The organism is Fibrella aestuarina BUZ 2, assembly GCF_000331105.1.
Taxonomy (GTDB): Bacteria; Bacteroidota; Bacteroidia; order Cytophagales; family Spirosomataceae; genus Fibrella; species Fibrella aestuarina.
Window position 1 is genome coordinate 6,063,404 of the sequence record NC_020054.1, and the last position, 15,962, is coordinate 6,079,365.

Sequence of the window (15,962 nt, forward strand, 5' to 3'; positions counted from 1 at the left end):
CTACATTTACAGTTCAGCCAGGAATGAACTATGGATGTAGATGACCGCTTTGTATCGATCACCGGCTTAATCTGCGAGCCAACGCGGGCCAGAATGTTATGGAGCTTGCTCGATGGTCGGGCCTATACGGCCACCGAGTTGTCGGCATCGGCCAACACGTCGGCCACCTCGGCCAGTAACCATCTGGCCAAACTGCTCGAGGCAGATCTCGTCAAGGTTGAGGTGCAGGGGCGCCACCGTTATTATTCGTTCTCAGGGCCGGAGGTTGCCTATGCTATTGAATCGCTGGCGAATCTGGCAGGTGGCCCCTGGCCCGCTAAAAAACAGGCCGGTTCTGCATCCAGCGGTCTTAGGTTCTGCCGAACCTGTTACGATCATCTGGCGGGTCACGTGAGTGTACGTATCGTAGACGCTCTGTTACAAAGACGGTGCATCGATCGAACAGACACCGCCTTTCTGGTGACTGAGAACGGCTGGGAATGGTTTGAAAAACTGGCGATTTATCAAGAGGATTTCAGACCCAGCCGACGTCCTTTGGCCCGCCCCTGCCTTGACTGGAGTGAGCGTCGTCCGCATTTGGCGGGACAGCTTGGTGCCGTTCTGCTGGATCGAATGATGACAAGGCAATGGTTTCGAAAGGTGCAGTTTTCGCGCGAGTTGGTTCTAACCCATGCAGGCCGACAGGGGCTTAGCGACCTATTGAACCTTAATCTTTAAAGTTGTCGCCTGAGCAGCTGTTCCAGACAGCAGAAGATCATTGGCAAGTCCCTTAGCGCTTTTCGTTCAACAGGCCAGTTGAGCAAAAAGCTGCATTACGCTTAGTTCTTTGAGCGCTCGTCGAACTCCCGCCGCGTCTCCTGTATGTAGTCCGTAATCAGTTTCATAATACTTGGCTGGTATTTAGTCACCGACCGATCTAGGATTTCTTTAGTAATAACTGACTGTCTGTCAATCATTTTTCGACCAGCGGGAGTTTGATAGAATACACAGAACGCATCGATGTCGGCATCGCTGAACTGTTGGTCGTAGATCTCGACCATATCCTCATTGATGAGTTTCAGTCCGTTTTCTCTGGCCTTGACCATCACTTTCTGCATCATTTCTTCCTGGCGTTTGATTAATGTCGAATCAGGCATCTGGCCACCCTGACCGAAGATAGCGGCGGCCGACTTTCTGGCAGTTGCCGTAGCAGCCTCCATCTGCTTCAGTTGGAGTGAGTCGATTTTCATCAGCGAGAACAGGTATCGGATACGGGCTCGTTTTTCGGTGGTTTGTGCCTTGCTCTGAAGGGATGAGCAAAGGCAGAGAAGAGTGATAAATAGCGTGAATGCTCGCATGGTCGTGCCGGACTATCTGGATTTGAAAGATACAATATAGCCGAAACCAGCGACAAACCTAGTTCGCTAGCGCCTGCCGGATCTGGCTGAGGTGGTGCTCGTTGTGCCAGGCAACTTTGTCCATTTCGTCTTTCAGCGTTCGCAGGCCGGTTTCGCTGTGCACAAACGGCGTAGCACCCAGCGTAGTGTAATGCTGCTGCACCAGATACACGACCGACTGCCGGTTGGCGTCGTACAGGGCTTTGCTGATTGTAAGCGGGAAGGTGGCATAATCCAGGTACGTATTCCAGCGGTCCTGATCGAAGGCCCAGATGACGGGCTTCGGTTCGGCAATGACGCGTTTGATACGCTCGTGCAGCACGCTCTCGGCATCGGCCAGGTGCACGAGCAGTTGCCGTACGGTCCATTTGCCGGGTGCGTAGGTACGTTCCAGATGGGCAGCGGGCAGGTCGAAAAGCGGCAGTGTCTGCGCGCGGGTGGCGGTGAGTTGGTCGAGGAGGGTCATTGGTCAAGCAGGCGGCGGTGGTAGTTAATCTGGCCCAGGTGGTACGCTAGGTGCGTGGTCAGGTGAACCAGCAGATAAGCGGTGGAGGTCTTTTCGGCGAATACCAGCAGCGGGTACTCCTCAGCCAGCTGCTGCTCAGGTACGTTGCTGAGCGTTTGCTCGATCATTATCGCAGTGTTTTCTACCAGTTGGATCAGTTCGGCTCTGGGTACGTCCTTTCGCGAAAATTCGGCGGGGCGGTCGCGCACATAACCCGATTGGCCCAGTTCGCCGCCGATGTACGTATTCAGGTTGCCGACCAGATGCAGGCATAGATTACCCGCCGAATTGGCAATCTGCCCGTCGATTTTCCAGATCGCCGTCTCGTTCTGGTAGCTTTCCAGTTCGGTTTTCAGGCGGTCGAGGTCGCGGAGAAACAGGGTTTTTAGGGTTTCGATGAGCATGTGCGTGGGTTTTTCAGGAAGGCGTTGGTAAGCTGGCGACGTTAACGTGCTGGTGCCGATTTGCCGAATAATAGCAAGTCTACCGGTACGCCAGCGGGTCGGATCGTCCCTTCCTGCGTCATACCCAGTTTGGTCAGCACCCGAATCGACGCAGTGTTGGCGGGCATCACGGTGGCCAGGATTTTCGGGAGTCCTAACGGCCCGAACGCCACATCGAGCGTGTGCCGGGCGGCTTCGACCGCGTAGCCGTTTCCGGCAAACTGAGGTAATAAGGCGTAACCGATGTCGGGGTGCGGCAGGTAATCGCGCTGCAACAGGCCACACAGGCCGATGGGCTGATGGCTGCCTTTGAGCGACACCCGGGCCAGTCCAAACCCGTACTGGGCATAGCTAGTCAGCGGGCCGTTGTTCAGGTAGGTGACGACGTCGGCATGAGTACGGGCGTTCCGGTCGCCAATGAAGGTGAGCCAGCCTTCCGAGTTGAGCAACTCAATCAGAAAGGGGCTGTCGGCATACGTCAGCGAACGGAGCGTGAGGCGCTCGGTGTCAACTTCCAGTCGGTTCATGTTGCTAAACCTATGAGGCCTGGGCGGCCCCCTCTGATCGGTTTTATGGCTTCACCCGCACGTACTGTTCGATATTGAGCCGGTCGATACCCGCTTTTTCAATCTTTTCAACACCCTGTTGCACCAGCGTGTCGCCTTTGAGCGTGATCGTGAAGGTGAAGTCATGACCTTCCCACTGCCGATCATTGCAGTATTCCAGATGCTCGGTATACTGGTTGCCGTTCAGCTCATAGCGACCACCGCCGGCCACAAAAACAGCCGTCGAATCGGCGCCTTTGTTCAGGTCATGTTGCATGAACGCGAAATGCGTATCGTTAATGATCTTGATGAACGACACCTTTTTGGTGTAGTCCGTCACGGTGGTATCGCCTTTTTCAATCAGTGTTCCGCGCTGCAGTTGCCACGTACCTACGAGGGCGGGCGTGGTCGTTGACTGCTCTGCTGACCCATTCGTACACGCCAGCGCGGCGATGGCCACGGCGAAACCAGCTAGAAGTGTTTTCATGCTACAAACCTATCAGGATTTGCAAACCCGATCGGTTTTTGAGCGAATAATTAGAACAGACTCCAAATTGACTTACCCAACCAGACGCAACCGCCGTTACGACCAATGACCGCTATCACCCCTTGCCAACTGCCGCCACCAGCTACCCATTTCGACGCCATTGTGGTCGGCTCGGGCATCAGCGGTGGTTGGGCGGCCAAAGAGCTGACCAACCATGGGCTGCGTACGCTGTTACTCGACCGGGGCCGTCAGGTAGAGCACGTGACCGACTACCCCACGGCCATGCTCAACCCCTGGGAGTTTCCGCACCGGGGGCAGGTGACCAATGAGCTGCGGCAGGCTTATTCCGTTGCCAGCCGCAACTACGCTTTTTACGAAGGTAGCGCCCACTTTTACGCCAAAGACAGCGATCACCCTTACGTGGCCGAAAAACCGTTCGACTGGATTCAGGGCTATCAGGTGGGCGGTCGGTCGTTGCTGTGGGGACGGCAAACCCAGCGATGGAGCGATTTTGACTTCACTGGCCCGGCCCGCGACGGGTTTGCTGTCGACTGGCCCATTCGCTACGCCGATCTGGCCCCCTGGTACAGCTATGTGGAGCGCTTCGTGGGTATTTCGGGGAATCGCGACGGGTTGGCAACCCTGCCCGACGGCGAGTTTCTGCCCCCGCACCCGATGAGTTGCGTTGAGCAGTACTTCACGCAGCAGATGGCTCGTCATTACCCAACCCGACCGGTGGTTATTGGTCGGGCGGCGCACCTGACGCAACCCCAGCCAATTCATCGTCAGCAGGGGCGGGCGCAGTGCCAGCACCGCACGTTATGCGAGCGGGGTTGCCCCTTCGGCGGCTATTTCAGCAGCAATTCGTCGACCATCCCCTGGGCGATGAAGACGGGCAAACTTACGCTCCGCCCCGACTCGGTGGTGCACTCGATTATCTACGATGAAGCCAAAGGGAAAGCCACGGGCGTTCGGGTGGTCGATGCCCATACCAACGCGTTGAGGGAGTACTACGCGCCCATGCTGTTTCTGAACGCCTCGGCCCTGAACACGACAAAGATTCTGCTGAACTCCACGTCGAATCGGTTCCCGCAGGGCTTGGGTAACGACAATGGCCTGCTGGGCAAATTCGTAGCCTTTCACAATTACCGGGGCCGCATTACGGCGCAGTATGAGGGGTTCCTCGACAAAACCACCTGGGGTAAACGGCCCAACAGCTGCTACCTGCCCCGCTTCCGTAATGTGCACCGGCAGGAAACGACCGGGCTGGCGTCCCAGTTTCTGCGTGGCTACGCGGCTACCTTCGGTGCCTCGCGCCCTTCGCAGGTTAGCAAAGATGGTTTTGGGGACGATCTGAAAGAGCGCCTGACCCACTATACCCCCGGCCCCTGGAGCGTGTATTCGGGCATGATGGGCGAGACCATTCCGAAAGAAAGCAACGCCGTCAGGCTCGACCCGACCCTGAAAGACCGTTGGGGGATTCCGCAGCTGCGCATCTCAGTCGCTTACGACGACAACGACACGAAGATGATCCGCGATTTTCATGAGCAACTGACCGAGATGTATGAACGGGCGGGGTTCACCAACATTCAAACGCTCGACAACGGCCGCATACCCGGCAACGAAAACCACGAGATGGGGGGCGTCAGGATGGGTCGCGACCCTAAAACCTCGTTGCTTAACAAGTGGAACCAGTTGCACGCCTGCAAAAACGTCTTCGTCACCGATGGCGCCTGCATGACGTCTACCAGTACGCAAAATCCCTCGCTTACCTACATGGCCCTCACGGCCCGCGCCGCCGACTATGCCGCCCGGCAGCTGAAAGCCAAAACCCTATAACCATGACCCTCGTCACTCGCCGCACGGCTCTAAAAACGGCCCTTTCTGGCCTTACAGCCGCCACGCTGTTGCCCGTTTCCGGCTTTGCCAAATCAACGCCCACGCTGGCCTTCTCGACCCTCGGTTGCCCCAAATGGGACCTGAACACGATTCTGAAAACGGCCGTATCGTCGGGGTATCAGGGCGTCGAATTCCGAGGTCTGCTGGGGGAGCTGGATTTACCGAAACGGCCCGAATTCAGTACTCAACTGGCCGAGACGCGCCGCCGGTTTGCCAGTGAGGGTGTGCGCATCTGCAACCTGGGCTCCTCGACGCAACTGCACCACGCCGATCCGGCCAAGCGTACCCAGCAACTCGACCACGCCCGCCGGTTCATCGACCTGGCGCAGCAGCTCGGTTGCCCCTTTGTGCGGGTCTTCCCCGATCAGCTTCCGCCCGATCAGCCCCGCGACCAAACGCTGCGGCTCATCAGCGACGGCCTGCTCGAACTGGGTACGTATGCCAAAACGGCGTCGGTAACGGTGCTGCTCGAATCGCACGGCGAACTCACGCATACCGATCTGCTGGTGCCCATTATGCAGGCGGCCAAACACCCGAACGTCGGATTGATCTGGGACATTTTTAACATGTGGGTCGATGCGCACGAGTCACCCACGGCGGCGTATCAGGCGCTGAAACCCTACATCCGGCATGTGCACGTGAAAGATGCGCGCGTTACCGGCGACAAACACGATTACGTATTGCTGGGACAAGGGCAGGCGCCCTTACGGGAAGCCATCGGCGCATTGATCAAAGGCGGCTATCAGGGCTATTACAGCTTCGAGTGGGAAAAACTCTGGCACCCCGAGATTGCCGACCCCGAGCAGGCCATTCCGCATTATCCTGGTGCCGTCAAGCGGTACTTCTGATTCTGACACAGCCTCCTACGCTCGCTTAGGCGTGGCACCGTATTGCTGTTTGTAGGCTTTGATGAAGTGCGATACGCTCTCGTAGCCGATCTCCATGCTTACTTCCGATACGTTTTTACCCGTATTGCGGAGCAGGAAATGCGCGTGTTCGAGGCGTTTCCGGCGAATCCAATGGCCGGGTGAGGTGTGAAAATGACTTTCAAAATCACGCTTAAACGCCGACAGGCTTCGCCCCGACAGCCGGGCTAACTCGTTCATCGATAGCGGCTTCAGCAGGTACGTACTCATCAGGTAGTCGAGGTCGGTTTTCTGGCCCTGATAGATCGACCAGAGCAGAGTGCGCAGTTGCCCCGGTGTGCTGCTTCGGCTGTCGATTTCGAGCAGGTGCAACAGCAGTTCCTGGTATTTCAGCCGCAGCAATTCGTTCAGAAACGGGGTACGTTCGCCAAAGTACGGCAGCAGTGATTGGATAAACGTCTGGAACGTACCTGACGAATCGAGCGACAGAATGAGCGACTCCGGAACGGGCTCGTGGGTGTCGGCAAACAGGTCGAGGTGCTGCCCCACGAATTCTTTCAGCAGTTTCTCGTTCACGAAAAACACCAGGCTGCGGTAGTTGGCGTCGATCGACTCATTCATGGAGTAGCACCCCCGCTGAAAGAACAGGATTTGGCCTTTGTGCACATGCAGGTCCTGCGTGGGCGAGGTAAACTTCTTCTCCCCTTCCAGCACCACCACCACCGCGTGTTCTTCAAAAAACACCTCGTTCCGCTCGGGGTATACGTCGCTCCGGTAGGCCACAAATGTCATCTCCGAAGGGTCGGGGCGCGCGGGATCGGATTGCGACGGATCGGCCAGTCCTCCTGTCGACGACCGCCGGATACGCAGCATGGCAAACTGATCGGGCTGGATGGAGGATGGAATACGCAGCATAGGGTGTTTACAGGGCTCACCTCAAAGATAAGCCTTTGCACGAACACAGCTGAGGGCGCATCTTTGCCCCAGATAGCCTTTTCTCCCATGCGCATCTCCGTTAAAAACATCCTACTGGCGTTGCTGGCTACGGCCACCGCAACGTTGGCCCAGCCGCGCCCCACACCGCGACAACTCAACTGGCAACAGCTCGAAACGACGGCCTTCCTGCATTTCACCGTCAATACATTTACCGACAAAGAGTGGGGCGACGGCACCGAGAGCCCGGCAGTGTTTAACCCAACGAAACTGGATGCCCGGCAGTGGATCCGGTCATTGAAAGAAGCCGGGTTCAAGATGGCGATTCTGACGGCCAAGCACCACGACGGCTTTTGCCTCTGGCCGACGCGCACCACGGAGCATTCGGTCAAGAACAGTCCCTGGAAAAACGGCAAGGGCGACGTGGTGCGCGACGTAGCCGATGCCTGCCGCGAATACGGCCTGAAATTCGGCGTGTATCTCTCGCCCTGGGACCGGCACGAATCGCTCTACGGCACCCCGGCTTACAACAATTTCTACAAGAGTCAGCTGCGCGAATTGCTCACCAACTACGGCCCGCTGGCGGAGGTCTGGTTTGACGGGGCCAAGGGCGAAAATGCCAAAGACATGGTCTACGACTTTGCCGGTTACTGGGCCCTGGTGCGGCAGTTGCAGCCCAACGCCGTCATGTTTTCCGATGCTGGCCCCGACGTGCGTTGGGTGGGTAACGAAGCGGGCAACGCGGGCGAAACCTGCTGGTCGACGATCAACACCGACGGCCTCGCCCCCGGCAAAGCCGACGCCACGTACCTGAACCGGGGCGATGCCAATGGCAAAAGCTGGGTACCCGCCGAAACCGACGTGAGCATCCGGCCGGGCTGGTTTTACCACCCCGCCGAAGACAGCAAGGTGCGCACCCCGAAAAATCTGGTCAACCTCTATTACCAGTCGGTGGGGCGCAACAGCCTGCTGCTGCTCAACGTGCCGCCTAACCGGGATGGTCTGTTCTCGGATGCCGACGTGGCCAGCTTGAAGGCATTCCGCCGCATTCTGAACGAAACCTTCAAGACCAATCTGGTAGCGGCTGCCCCGCGGCTGACCGATAAAAAGCTGGGTACGTTCGTGTCGGTCAAACCCGATCAGCCGCTTGTAGTGAAGCTCAACGGCGAGGCCGAGTTTGACCGAATTTCGATCCAAGAAAACATTGCCAATGGGCAGCATGTCATCGACGGAAAGGTGGAGTACTGGAACGGCACCGACTGGACGGCGCTTAGCGCTTTCACGACGGTTGGGTACAAACGCCTGCTGCGCTTCCCCGCCGTTAAGGCAAGCCAGGTACGTATCACGATCACCAACGCCAAAGGCCCAGTCGAACTGGCCGAAGTAGGGGTGTTCAAAGCCTCGGCCGAGGAAGAGTAGGCGTTATTTTCTTTATGAAAAAGGGGGTGGGTACGTACCCACCCCCTTTTTCGTATAGTTGACCTTTAGCGAACAGGGTGTTGCAATGCACCTAGCTGCCAGGCTATATACATGTAAAAAATACAGACAACCAGCACAGCCATGCCAACGCTGATAGCTATCAGGGCGCGCTGTTTCTGTTGTTTATCTGCGGTTCTTAACGAAAAAAGACCCATCACAACGGCAACCAGACACAGCCCGAACCCCGCCAAGGCACATACGCCAAGCAAGCGACCAGCTCCAAGTAACAGGCTACGATTGCCTATCCATTGCAGTAGTATCGTGATCAGGTAAGACCCCGCCACAAAAGCCAGCCCTAGCCAGGCTAGCGTATCTATTCTATACTTACGCATGGTCAGATCAGAAACTGGAAGAGGTCCGGTTTGTCGTTGACGAGTTCGAAGACAATGCCCTGCGCTTTCATCCGGTCGATGAGGGGTTCAAAATCGTCGCGATGTTTCAGTTCAATCCCCACCAGCGCCGGTCCTGTTTCGCGGTTGGTTTTCTTGACGTATTCGAAACGTGTAATGTCGTCGTTAGGTCCGAGCACGTTCAGGAAATCGCGGAAAGCGCCCGACCGCTGCGGAAACCGGATGATGAAGTAATGCTTGAGGCCTTCGTAGAGCAACGATCGCTCTTTGATCTCCTCCGTGCGGGTGATGTCGTTGTTACCGCCACCCACCAGGCACACCACGTTTTTACCACGGATTTCGTCTTGCAGAAAATCAAGTGCGGCGATGGTCAGCGCCCCGGCGGGTTCAGCCACGATGGCCTCTTCGTTGTAGAGTTGCAGGATCGTCGTGCACACCTTGCCTTCGGGCACCAGCAGCACCCGATCAAGGTTGCGCCGACAGATTTCAAACGTGGTATCGCCCACCCGCTTCACGGCCGCCCCATCCACGAACTTATCGATATGGTCGAGCGGCACCACATGCCCCGCTTCGATCGATACCTTCATCGACGGCGAACCCAGCGGCTCCACCCCGATCAGCTTTGTTTTCGGGCTGAGTTGCTTGAACACCGTCGACACCCCGGAGGCCAGCCCACCACCCCCAATGGCCATCAGCAGGTAATCGATTTTGAAGTTGGCGTCTTTAAAAATCTCCAGCCCGACGGTGCCCTGCCCCTCCATCACCAACACGTCGTCGAAGGGATGCACGAAGATGCTGTCGTGTGTTTGCACGTACTGGTCGGCGGCAAAATAAGCGTCATCGTAGGTGTCGCCCGTCAGCACAACGTCGACATACTCTTTGCCAAACAGCTTCACCTGTTTCACCTTCTGGTTTGGCGTGGTGGTGGGCATGAAAATGGTGCCTTTCACGCCCATTTTGCGGCAGGCATAGGCCACACCCTGCGCGTGGTTGCCCGCACTGGCGCACACAACGCCTTTGGCCAACGACTCGGGCGACAGCGCCGCCATTTTGTTATAAGCCCCGCGAATCTTATACGACCGCACGACCTGCAAATCTTCGCGTTTCAGGAAAATGGTGGCCCCGTAGCGGTCCGACAGGTTGAGATTTTCCTGTAAGGGCGTATGGGCCGCCACACCCCGCAGGCGGTTGGCGGCCAGATAGATGTTATCGAGATCGGGGGCAGCGAAAGGCGTGTCGGTATCTACCACGGTTTGTAGAAGGCTATGACGCAGAGATGCGCAGAGAGGACGCGAAGAGATTCACAGAGATAGTACAAAATAAGCCCTCTCCGCGTAACTCCACGCTCCTCCGTGTAACTCTGTGACATAGCTTTTTGATCCTCACCGCCCGCTACGCCCGTTGGTGCTTGCCGAGCAGATGCGCCAGCGCGCCTGTCTACCAGAGCGAGCACGGGTTGAAAAAACAGCCAAATTCGCCGCTTTTGATCGGTATCGAGGCCAAATACGCTGATGCCGTTGGTGTACTGCGAGATGTTACCTGGGAAAATGAGGGCTTAGACAATAGCCAGCGCGATAGACAACTTGATGCGCTGCTTCGTGAGGAAGAGCATAGCGAGACCCAGCGAAATCTCGATGATGCCCGACGACAGCACAACAGAATCCATAAAGCTGGGGCTACTGGGGAGCCACCTCGGCACCTGCACTTGAAACTCGCTTCATTGAGAGGTGACCGATACCGACAAACACCAGGAATGCACCCAGCATTACCTTGTAAATAGTGTGTACAATTGATGGTTTTATAGCCCAAAGTTGTACAAGACCAAGCACGTTGTAAAAGTAATAGCACCTAACGGATTACGTCTTAGCGATGGTAGGGCATTCGAAAAAGGTCAGCCCAACCTTTGGACAAAAGCCTAATAGAATTACTAATGATGAATTTACAACTGCCTGCCCGCCATTGTCAAACCGATGTTAGCAGTTCGTTATTTTTCACTCTGTTGATTTATTTTACAAGAAAGACGCCCTTTAAAAAAAGTAATTAAAAGTTGTGGATTACGAATAAATATAGCATTACCGTACAAAAGTTGTCGGACCTGTATGTTTCAAATATACTGTCCATTGTCGAAGTGAAAGTAGCTCTGATTTTAATATTAATTTCTTCTTTCATTTTATCAAAAGTAAAAGAGAAGAAATAACGAGAAGAAACGTGAATAGTGTCACCGAGTACATAGTCATTTTTTTAAATTTCAAAGACAAGGCAATTGAGAATAAGAAGATAAATAAATTGGCAATAAAAGTTAGCTGAACACTTGTTACATTTTGTGATTTAAGGTTAATATAGTTCATTATTGCCGTAACGGCTAAGGCAAGGCCTGCAGAAAAAAACCAATAAGCATTTTCGTCACCTTTTTTGTAAGTTTTAAATGTCAATGCAGAATGTATAATTCCTAAGAAGAGTGTTCCCAATATTGCGATATAGTAAACCATTTCCATTGATTCAGTCGTTAGAGTTTATATCGTTTAAAATTGACGCCAACTCAAAAATAGATGTGTTTTTGGGCCGCTTCCATAAAAGTACTTTGTTATATATTGCCTACAAAGCATCTCAATTACCAAATACATATAGCTTTCATAATCAGCCTATTAAACAATTTTATTTTATGTGAACGGCAAACAAATAGTGTGTTTACACATGCCTTTATAGTAATGGTTGTTTTTGGATAATTGCATTTACCTAGTTGAACCTTACAACATATAGAAACGATTTTTATACTTTTTCGCTAACATGCGTATAGAGTGGTGTAATCTTTATATAACTGCGGCCTAGTACTCTTGAATCAACTTGGTAACGATGCTGTAGCGTAGATGTAGAAGAGAGTGTGAATACCTACTTTCCTACTAACACCCCTTTTCAATGCATCCCTACTCATTAGCTGCGCCCGCTTTACACTGTTCTGCAGGGAGGTAAAAACAAGTATCGGGTAGAGCTGGCCCGAATGCCTGCCCTACCCGATATGAGATAGACAACTAGATAAGAAGTCTTTAGTTGCGCTCTGGACGCAGGCTACGAACGGCGGCACCGGCCTGCCACATTTCTGAGTCGCGGAGTTCGGCCAGTTCAACTTCCAGCTTCTCGCGGTAGTCGGGCTGCGAGTTGCGGGTGATGCTGATCTGCGCTTCGTTTTGCGTTTTCACCGAGTTGTAGAGTTGCTCGAAAACGGGTTTCGTGGCATCGCGGAACGGCTTCCACCAGTCGAGAGCACCGCGTTGGGCAGTCGTCGAGCAGTTGGCGTACATCCAGTCCATGCCGTTTTCGGCTACCAGCGGCATCAGCGACTGCGTCAGCTCTTCCACCGTTTCGTTGAACGCTTCCGACGGGCTGTGGCCATTGGCACGCAGCACTTCGTATTGCGCCGCGAAAATGCCCTGGATAGCGCCCATCAACGTACCCCGCTCGCCGGTCAGATCGGAGGTTACTTCTTTGTAGAAATCGGTCTCGAACAGGTAACCCGAACCGACGCCGATACCCATAGCGATGGCTTTCGTGCGGGCGTTACCGCTGGCGTCCTGATAGATGGCGAAGCTCGAGTTGAGCCCTTTGCCTTCCACAAACAACCGCCGCAGCGACGTACCTGATCCTTTCGGGGCCACCAGGAACACGTCTACCTCGGCGGGCGGAACGATGCCCGTTTTTTCTTTATACGTTACGCCGAAACCGTGCGAGAAATACAGCGATTTACCCGCTGTGAGGTACTTCTTCACCGTTGGCCACAGTTCGATCTGGGCGGCATCCGACAGCAGAAAGCAGATGATTGTGCCTTTTTCTAGGGCTTCTTCAATCTCGAACAGCGTTTCGCCCGGTACCCAACCGTCGGCAACGGCCTTATCGTAGGTTTTGCCGGGGCGCTGCCCCACGATCACGTTGAACCCGTTGTCGCGCATGTTGAGCGACTGTCCGGGCCCTTGCACACCGTAGCCGATGACAGCGATGGTTTCGTTTTTGAGCGTATCTAAAGCTTTCTCTAGCGGAAACTCGTCGCGGGTTACTACGTTCTCGACGGTGCCGCCGAAGTTAATCTGTGCCATTAGGGTACTGTATTTAGGTGTAAAAAATTAGTGGTTATTGTCTTGCTTATTGGTGCGGCGGTGTCGCCTAGAGGTAATAGGCCCACTCGGCCTCAGGCAGGTACTCCACCAGCCCTTTCTCGGTTTTGCCGACGGCCACGCGCCCCGACCGTACGAATTCAAGGATTTCGTATTGCCGCAGGTATTCGAAGAAGGCAAAAATCTCCTGCTCGTTGCCCGTTTTTTCGATCACGACGTAGTCGAGTCCCCAGTACACGACCCAGGCCTTGAACTGCTTGTTGATCGTCTCGACGTCGAGCGGCGGGCCGCCCAGTGGCGTTGAGAGTTTGAACAGGGCGATTTCGTTGAATACGATTTCGTCGTTCAGGTAGCCAAAAACGGCCAGCACTTCCACGATCTTCCGAATCTGCCGAACCAGTTTCTCGACCTCCTCGCGCGATTCGTGCTTGATGACGATCGTGAAGCGCGATACGCCCGTGCGTTCGGTTTCCGACACGGTCAGGCTTTCGATGTTGATGCGTCGCCGCGTGAAAATAATCGTGATGCGGTTGAGCAACCCGATGGTGTTCGACGTGAATACGCAAATGGTGTAAGTGGTCATGACAGTCGGATTTGGGCAACGGCGGCACCAGCAGGCACCATCGGGAATACGTTCTCTTCTTTTTCGACCATCACTTCGAGCAGGTAGGGGCCCTCGTAGCTCAGCAGGGTATCGAGCGACTCGTTCAGGGCTTCGCGTGCGGCGCAGGTGTGGCCCGCCATACCAAAGCCCTTGGCAATGGTCACGAAATCCGGATTCTGCAGCTCAACGAACGAGTAGCGCCGCTCATGGAAGAGTTGCTGCCACTGCCGGACCATCCCCAGAAAGTTGTTGTTCAAGATGATGATCTTGACGGGCACTTTGTTCTGCACGATGGTCCCCAGTTCCTGCAAGGTCATTTGGAAGCAGCCGTCGCCGATGATAGCGACCACCTGCCGGTCGGGGGCACCGGTAGCCGCACCAAACGCGGCGGGCAGAGCAAACCCCATCGTGCCCATGCCGCCCGACGTAACGAGGCTGTTTTTACGCCGGAACTGGTAATAGCGCGAGGCCATCATCTGATGCTGCCCTACGTCGGTCACGAGCACAGCCTCGCCGCTGGTCTTGCGGGAGAGCAGATCGATCACTTCGGCCATCCGGATCTTTTCGCTGTCACCGTTCAGCTCCGGCGCCGTAATCTTTTCGTGTTCGATGGCGGCGTATTTCCTGAACTCGTTGCGCCACACAGTGTGGTCGTTGGCGTTGACCAGCGGCAACAAGGCCGTCAGGGCCTCTTTGGCATCACCGACCACCGGTGCATGCGCCTTCACGATCTTGTCAATCTCGGCGGGGTCGATCTCGATGTGGATCACCTTCGCCTGCTTGATGTATTTGCTGGCGTCGCCCGTAACGCGGTCGTCGAAACGCATTCCGATGGCGATGATCACGTCGGCCTCATCGGTCAGCACGTTGGGTCCGTAGTTGCCGTGCATGCCCAGCCAGCCCACATGGTTGGGGTGGTCGGTCGGGATGGTCGATTGCCCAAGCAGCGTCGTGGCAACAGGAATACCCGTTTTTTCGGTAAACGCCAGCAATTCGGCTTCCGCTTTGGCAATCTGCACGCCATGCCCCGCCAGAATGTAGGGCCGCTTCGCCGCATTAATAAGCTTGGCAGCAGCGTCGATCTGCTCTGCCTTGGGCACCAACCGTGGCCGATAGCTGATGATCGACTGGCACTTTTCATAGACAAACGGCCGGGTCATCAACTCCAGTTGCGCCGATTTGGTGATGTCGATCAGCACCGGACCGGGCCGCCCCGACTGCGCAATGTAGAAGGCTTTGGCCAAGACCTCCGGCACCTCATCGGCGCTGGTGATCTGGTAATTCCATTTGGTAATGGGCATGGTTACGCCCATCACGTCGGCTTCCTGAAAGGCGTCGGTGCCCAGCAGTTTTTTGCCAACCTGCCCCACCACGCAGACCAGCGGCGTCGAGTCGATGAGGGCATCGGCAATGGCCGTAACGAGGTTGGTTGCGCCCGGCCCCGACGTAACGAGGCACACCCCGGCCCGGCCCTGCATGCGGGCGTAGCCCTGAGCGGCATGCCCCGCCCCCTGCTCGTGCCGCACCAGAATGTGGTTGATCCGGTCCTGAAAATCGTAGAGCGCATCGTATACAGGCATGATGGCGCCGCCGGGATAGCCAAAAATGGTATCGACCCCTTCGGCCACCAGGGCATTCATCAGCGCCTGTGAGCCGTTCAGTAACGACGCAAGGGGTTGTGCCTCAGCGGTTGGCATAGGTGATGGTTCTAATTCGGGTAAGACGCTGATCGCTTGCATGGCGTAGGGGCGTTTACAGTTGGTTCGTGTTGTTTACGCAGACCGTTCTTTCTTAACGGCAATCAAAATACCCGTCGACCAAGCCAGCCGGACGAGGCTCAGGTCAGAACGACTTTCCAGATCAGCTACCAGCCGGTCCACGTTGTCGCCATGTCCATCGGGCCAGTTTGGTTGTGGGAGCATGTCGTCGATCACATACAGACCGCCCGTTGCCAACGTACCCAGTGCGGCGTCGAGGTGGCTGTATTTGCCCGGCCAGGCATCCGCAAAAATCAGGTCGAAGGGGGCCGCGTCGTAGCGTTCCAGGTACGTGCCCGCGTCGTCGCAAACCAGCGTCAGGCGGGCATCGCTGCCCAGTACCTGGTTGGCCACGGCCTGATAGTAAGCTGCCGTATCGATCGAGATCAACGACGAGTCGGCGTCCATACCAGCCAGCAACCAGGCCGTTGCCAGCCCCGTACCCGTGCCGATTTCCAGTACGCGGGCTTCCGGTTTTGCTGCCACAAGCGTTTGCAACAGCGCCCCGGTTTGCAGATCAGACGGCATCGAGAAGCCCATCGCCTCACTGGCTTGCTGGATTTCGGCAAAGCCGCTGGGTACGTTATGAACGCTGTCGTTGAACATGGCGGG

The 15,962-nt window shown here is 55.5% G+C and carries 17 protein-coding genes; 4 read left to right on the forward strand and 13 right to left on the reverse strand.

Annotated features, from left to right (window positions below; genetic code table 11):
- Positions 1-30: 30 nt before the first annotated feature.
- Positions 31-717: an ArsR/SmtB family transcription factor gene (locus FAES_RS25100; RefSeq protein WP_015334010.1), complete on the forward strand. Its 687-nt coding sequence runs from the start codon at positions 31-33 to the stop codon at positions 715-717.
- 101 nt (positions 718-818) lie between these two features.
- On the opposite strand, the gene FAES_RS25105 is transcribed toward FAES_RS25100, so the two are convergent.
- From FAES_RS25105 to FAES_RS25125, 5 genes are read right to left on the reverse strand one after another with little or no spacing between them, the layout of a single operon-like run.
- Positions 819-1,337, reverse strand: coding sequence for a DUF2059 domain-containing protein (locus FAES_RS25105; protein ID WP_015334011.1), 519 nt, complete (start codon positions 1,335-1,337; stop codon positions 819-821).
- 58 nt (positions 1,338-1,395) lie between these two features.
- Positions 1,396-1,842, reverse strand: coding sequence for a DinB family protein (locus tag FAES_RS25110; RefSeq protein ID WP_015334012.1), 447 nt, complete (start codon positions 1,840-1,842; stop codon positions 1,396-1,398).
- Positions 1,839-2,285 carry a DUF1572 family protein gene (locus FAES_RS25115; protein WP_015334013.1) on the reverse strand — a complete coding sequence of 149 codons (447 nt, stop codon included), beginning with the start codon at positions 2,283-2,285 and terminating at the stop codon, positions 1,839-1,841. The genes FAES_RS25110 and FAES_RS25115 overlap by 4 nt, the downstream gene beginning before the upstream one ends.
- Positions 2,286-2,326: 41 nt before the next feature.
- A complete protein-coding gene (locus FAES_RS25120; protein WP_015334014.1) occupies positions 2,327-2,851 on the reverse strand; it encodes a GNAT family N-acetyltransferase in 525 nt (174 codons plus the stop codon).
- A gap of 43 nt (positions 2,852-2,894) precedes the next feature.
- The gene (locus FAES_RS25125; protein ID WP_015334015.1) at positions 2,895-3,356 is read right to left on the reverse strand and encodes a lipocalin-like domain-containing protein; all 462 of its coding nucleotides are present in this window, start codon (positions 3,354-3,356) and stop codon (positions 2,895-2,897) included.
- Positions 3,357-3,461: 105 nt separating this feature from the next.
- On the opposite strand from FAES_RS25125, the gene FAES_RS25130 reads away from it, so the two are divergent.
- Both FAES_RS25130 and FAES_RS25135 read left to right on the forward strand, forming a co-directional pair.
- Positions 3,462-5,195 carry a GMC oxidoreductase gene (locus FAES_RS25130; protein ID WP_015334016.1) on the forward strand — a complete coding sequence of 578 codons (1,734 nt, stop codon included), beginning with the start codon at positions 3,462-3,464 and terminating at the stop codon, positions 5,193-5,195.
- Between the two features lie 2 nt (positions 5,196-5,197).
- The gene (locus tag FAES_RS25135; RefSeq protein WP_015334017.1) at positions 5,198-6,103 is read left to right on the forward strand and encodes a sugar phosphate isomerase/epimerase family protein; all 906 of its coding nucleotides are present in this window, start codon (positions 5,198-5,200) and stop codon (positions 6,101-6,103) included.
- A 15-nt stretch (positions 6,104-6,118) separates the two neighbouring features.
- Here FAES_RS25135 and FAES_RS25140 read toward each other — a convergent pair whose 3' ends face one another.
- Positions 6,119-7,036 (reverse strand): helix-turn-helix transcriptional regulator, encoded by a 918-nt coding sequence (locus FAES_RS25140; protein WP_015334018.1) that lies wholly within the window; start codon positions 7,034-7,036, stop codon positions 6,119-6,121.
- Between the two features lie 87 nt (positions 7,037-7,123).
- On the opposite strand from FAES_RS25140, the gene FAES_RS25145 reads away from it, so the two are divergent.
- Complete coding sequence (locus FAES_RS25145) at positions 7,124-8,473, forward strand: alpha-L-fucosidase (protein ID WP_041258384.1); 1,350 nt, start codon at positions 7,124-7,126, stop codon at positions 8,471-8,473.
- A 65-nt stretch (positions 8,474-8,538) separates the two neighbouring features.
- Here FAES_RS25145 and FAES_RS25150 read toward each other — a convergent pair whose 3' ends face one another.
- The 7 genes from FAES_RS25150 to FAES_RS25185 form a co-directional block, all read right to left on the reverse strand.
- Positions 8,539-8,865, reverse strand: coding sequence for a hypothetical protein (locus FAES_RS25150; protein WP_041258385.1), 327 nt, complete (start codon positions 8,863-8,865; stop codon positions 8,539-8,541).
- Positions 8,866-8,867: 2 nt separating this feature from the next.
- Positions 8,868-10,133, reverse strand: a complete 1,266-nt coding sequence (gene ilvA, locus FAES_RS25155; RefSeq protein WP_015334020.1) for a threonine ammonia-lyase — start codon at positions 10,131-10,133, stop codon at positions 8,868-8,870.
- Between the two features lie 915 nt (positions 10,134-11,048).
- On the reverse strand, positions 11,049-11,378 hold the full coding sequence (locus FAES_RS25165) for a hypothetical protein (RefSeq protein ID WP_041258386.1): 330 nt from the start codon (positions 11,376-11,378) through the stop codon (positions 11,049-11,051).
- 549 nt (positions 11,379-11,927) lie between these two features.
- A complete protein-coding gene (gene ilvC / locus FAES_RS25170; protein WP_015334022.1) occupies positions 11,928-12,971 on the reverse strand; it encodes a ketol-acid reductoisomerase in 1,044 nt (347 codons plus the stop codon).
- 67 nt (positions 12,972-13,038) lie between these two features.
- On the reverse strand, positions 13,039-13,572 hold the full coding sequence (gene ilvN, locus FAES_RS25175) for an acetolactate synthase small subunit (protein WP_015334023.1): 534 nt from the start codon (positions 13,570-13,572) through the stop codon (positions 13,039-13,041).
- Positions 13,569-15,332, reverse strand: a complete 1,764-nt coding sequence (gene ilvB, locus FAES_RS25180) for a biosynthetic-type acetolactate synthase large subunit (RefSeq protein ID WP_015334024.1) — start codon at positions 15,330-15,332, stop codon at positions 13,569-13,571. Before ilvB ends, ilvN begins: the two co-directional genes overlap by 4 nt.
- A gap of 33 nt (positions 15,333-15,365) precedes the next feature.
- Positions 15,366-15,956: an O-methyltransferase gene (locus FAES_RS25185; protein ID WP_015334025.1), complete on the reverse strand. Its 591-nt coding sequence runs from the start codon at positions 15,954-15,956 to the stop codon at positions 15,366-15,368.
- Positions 15,957-15,962 lie beyond the last annotated feature (6 nt).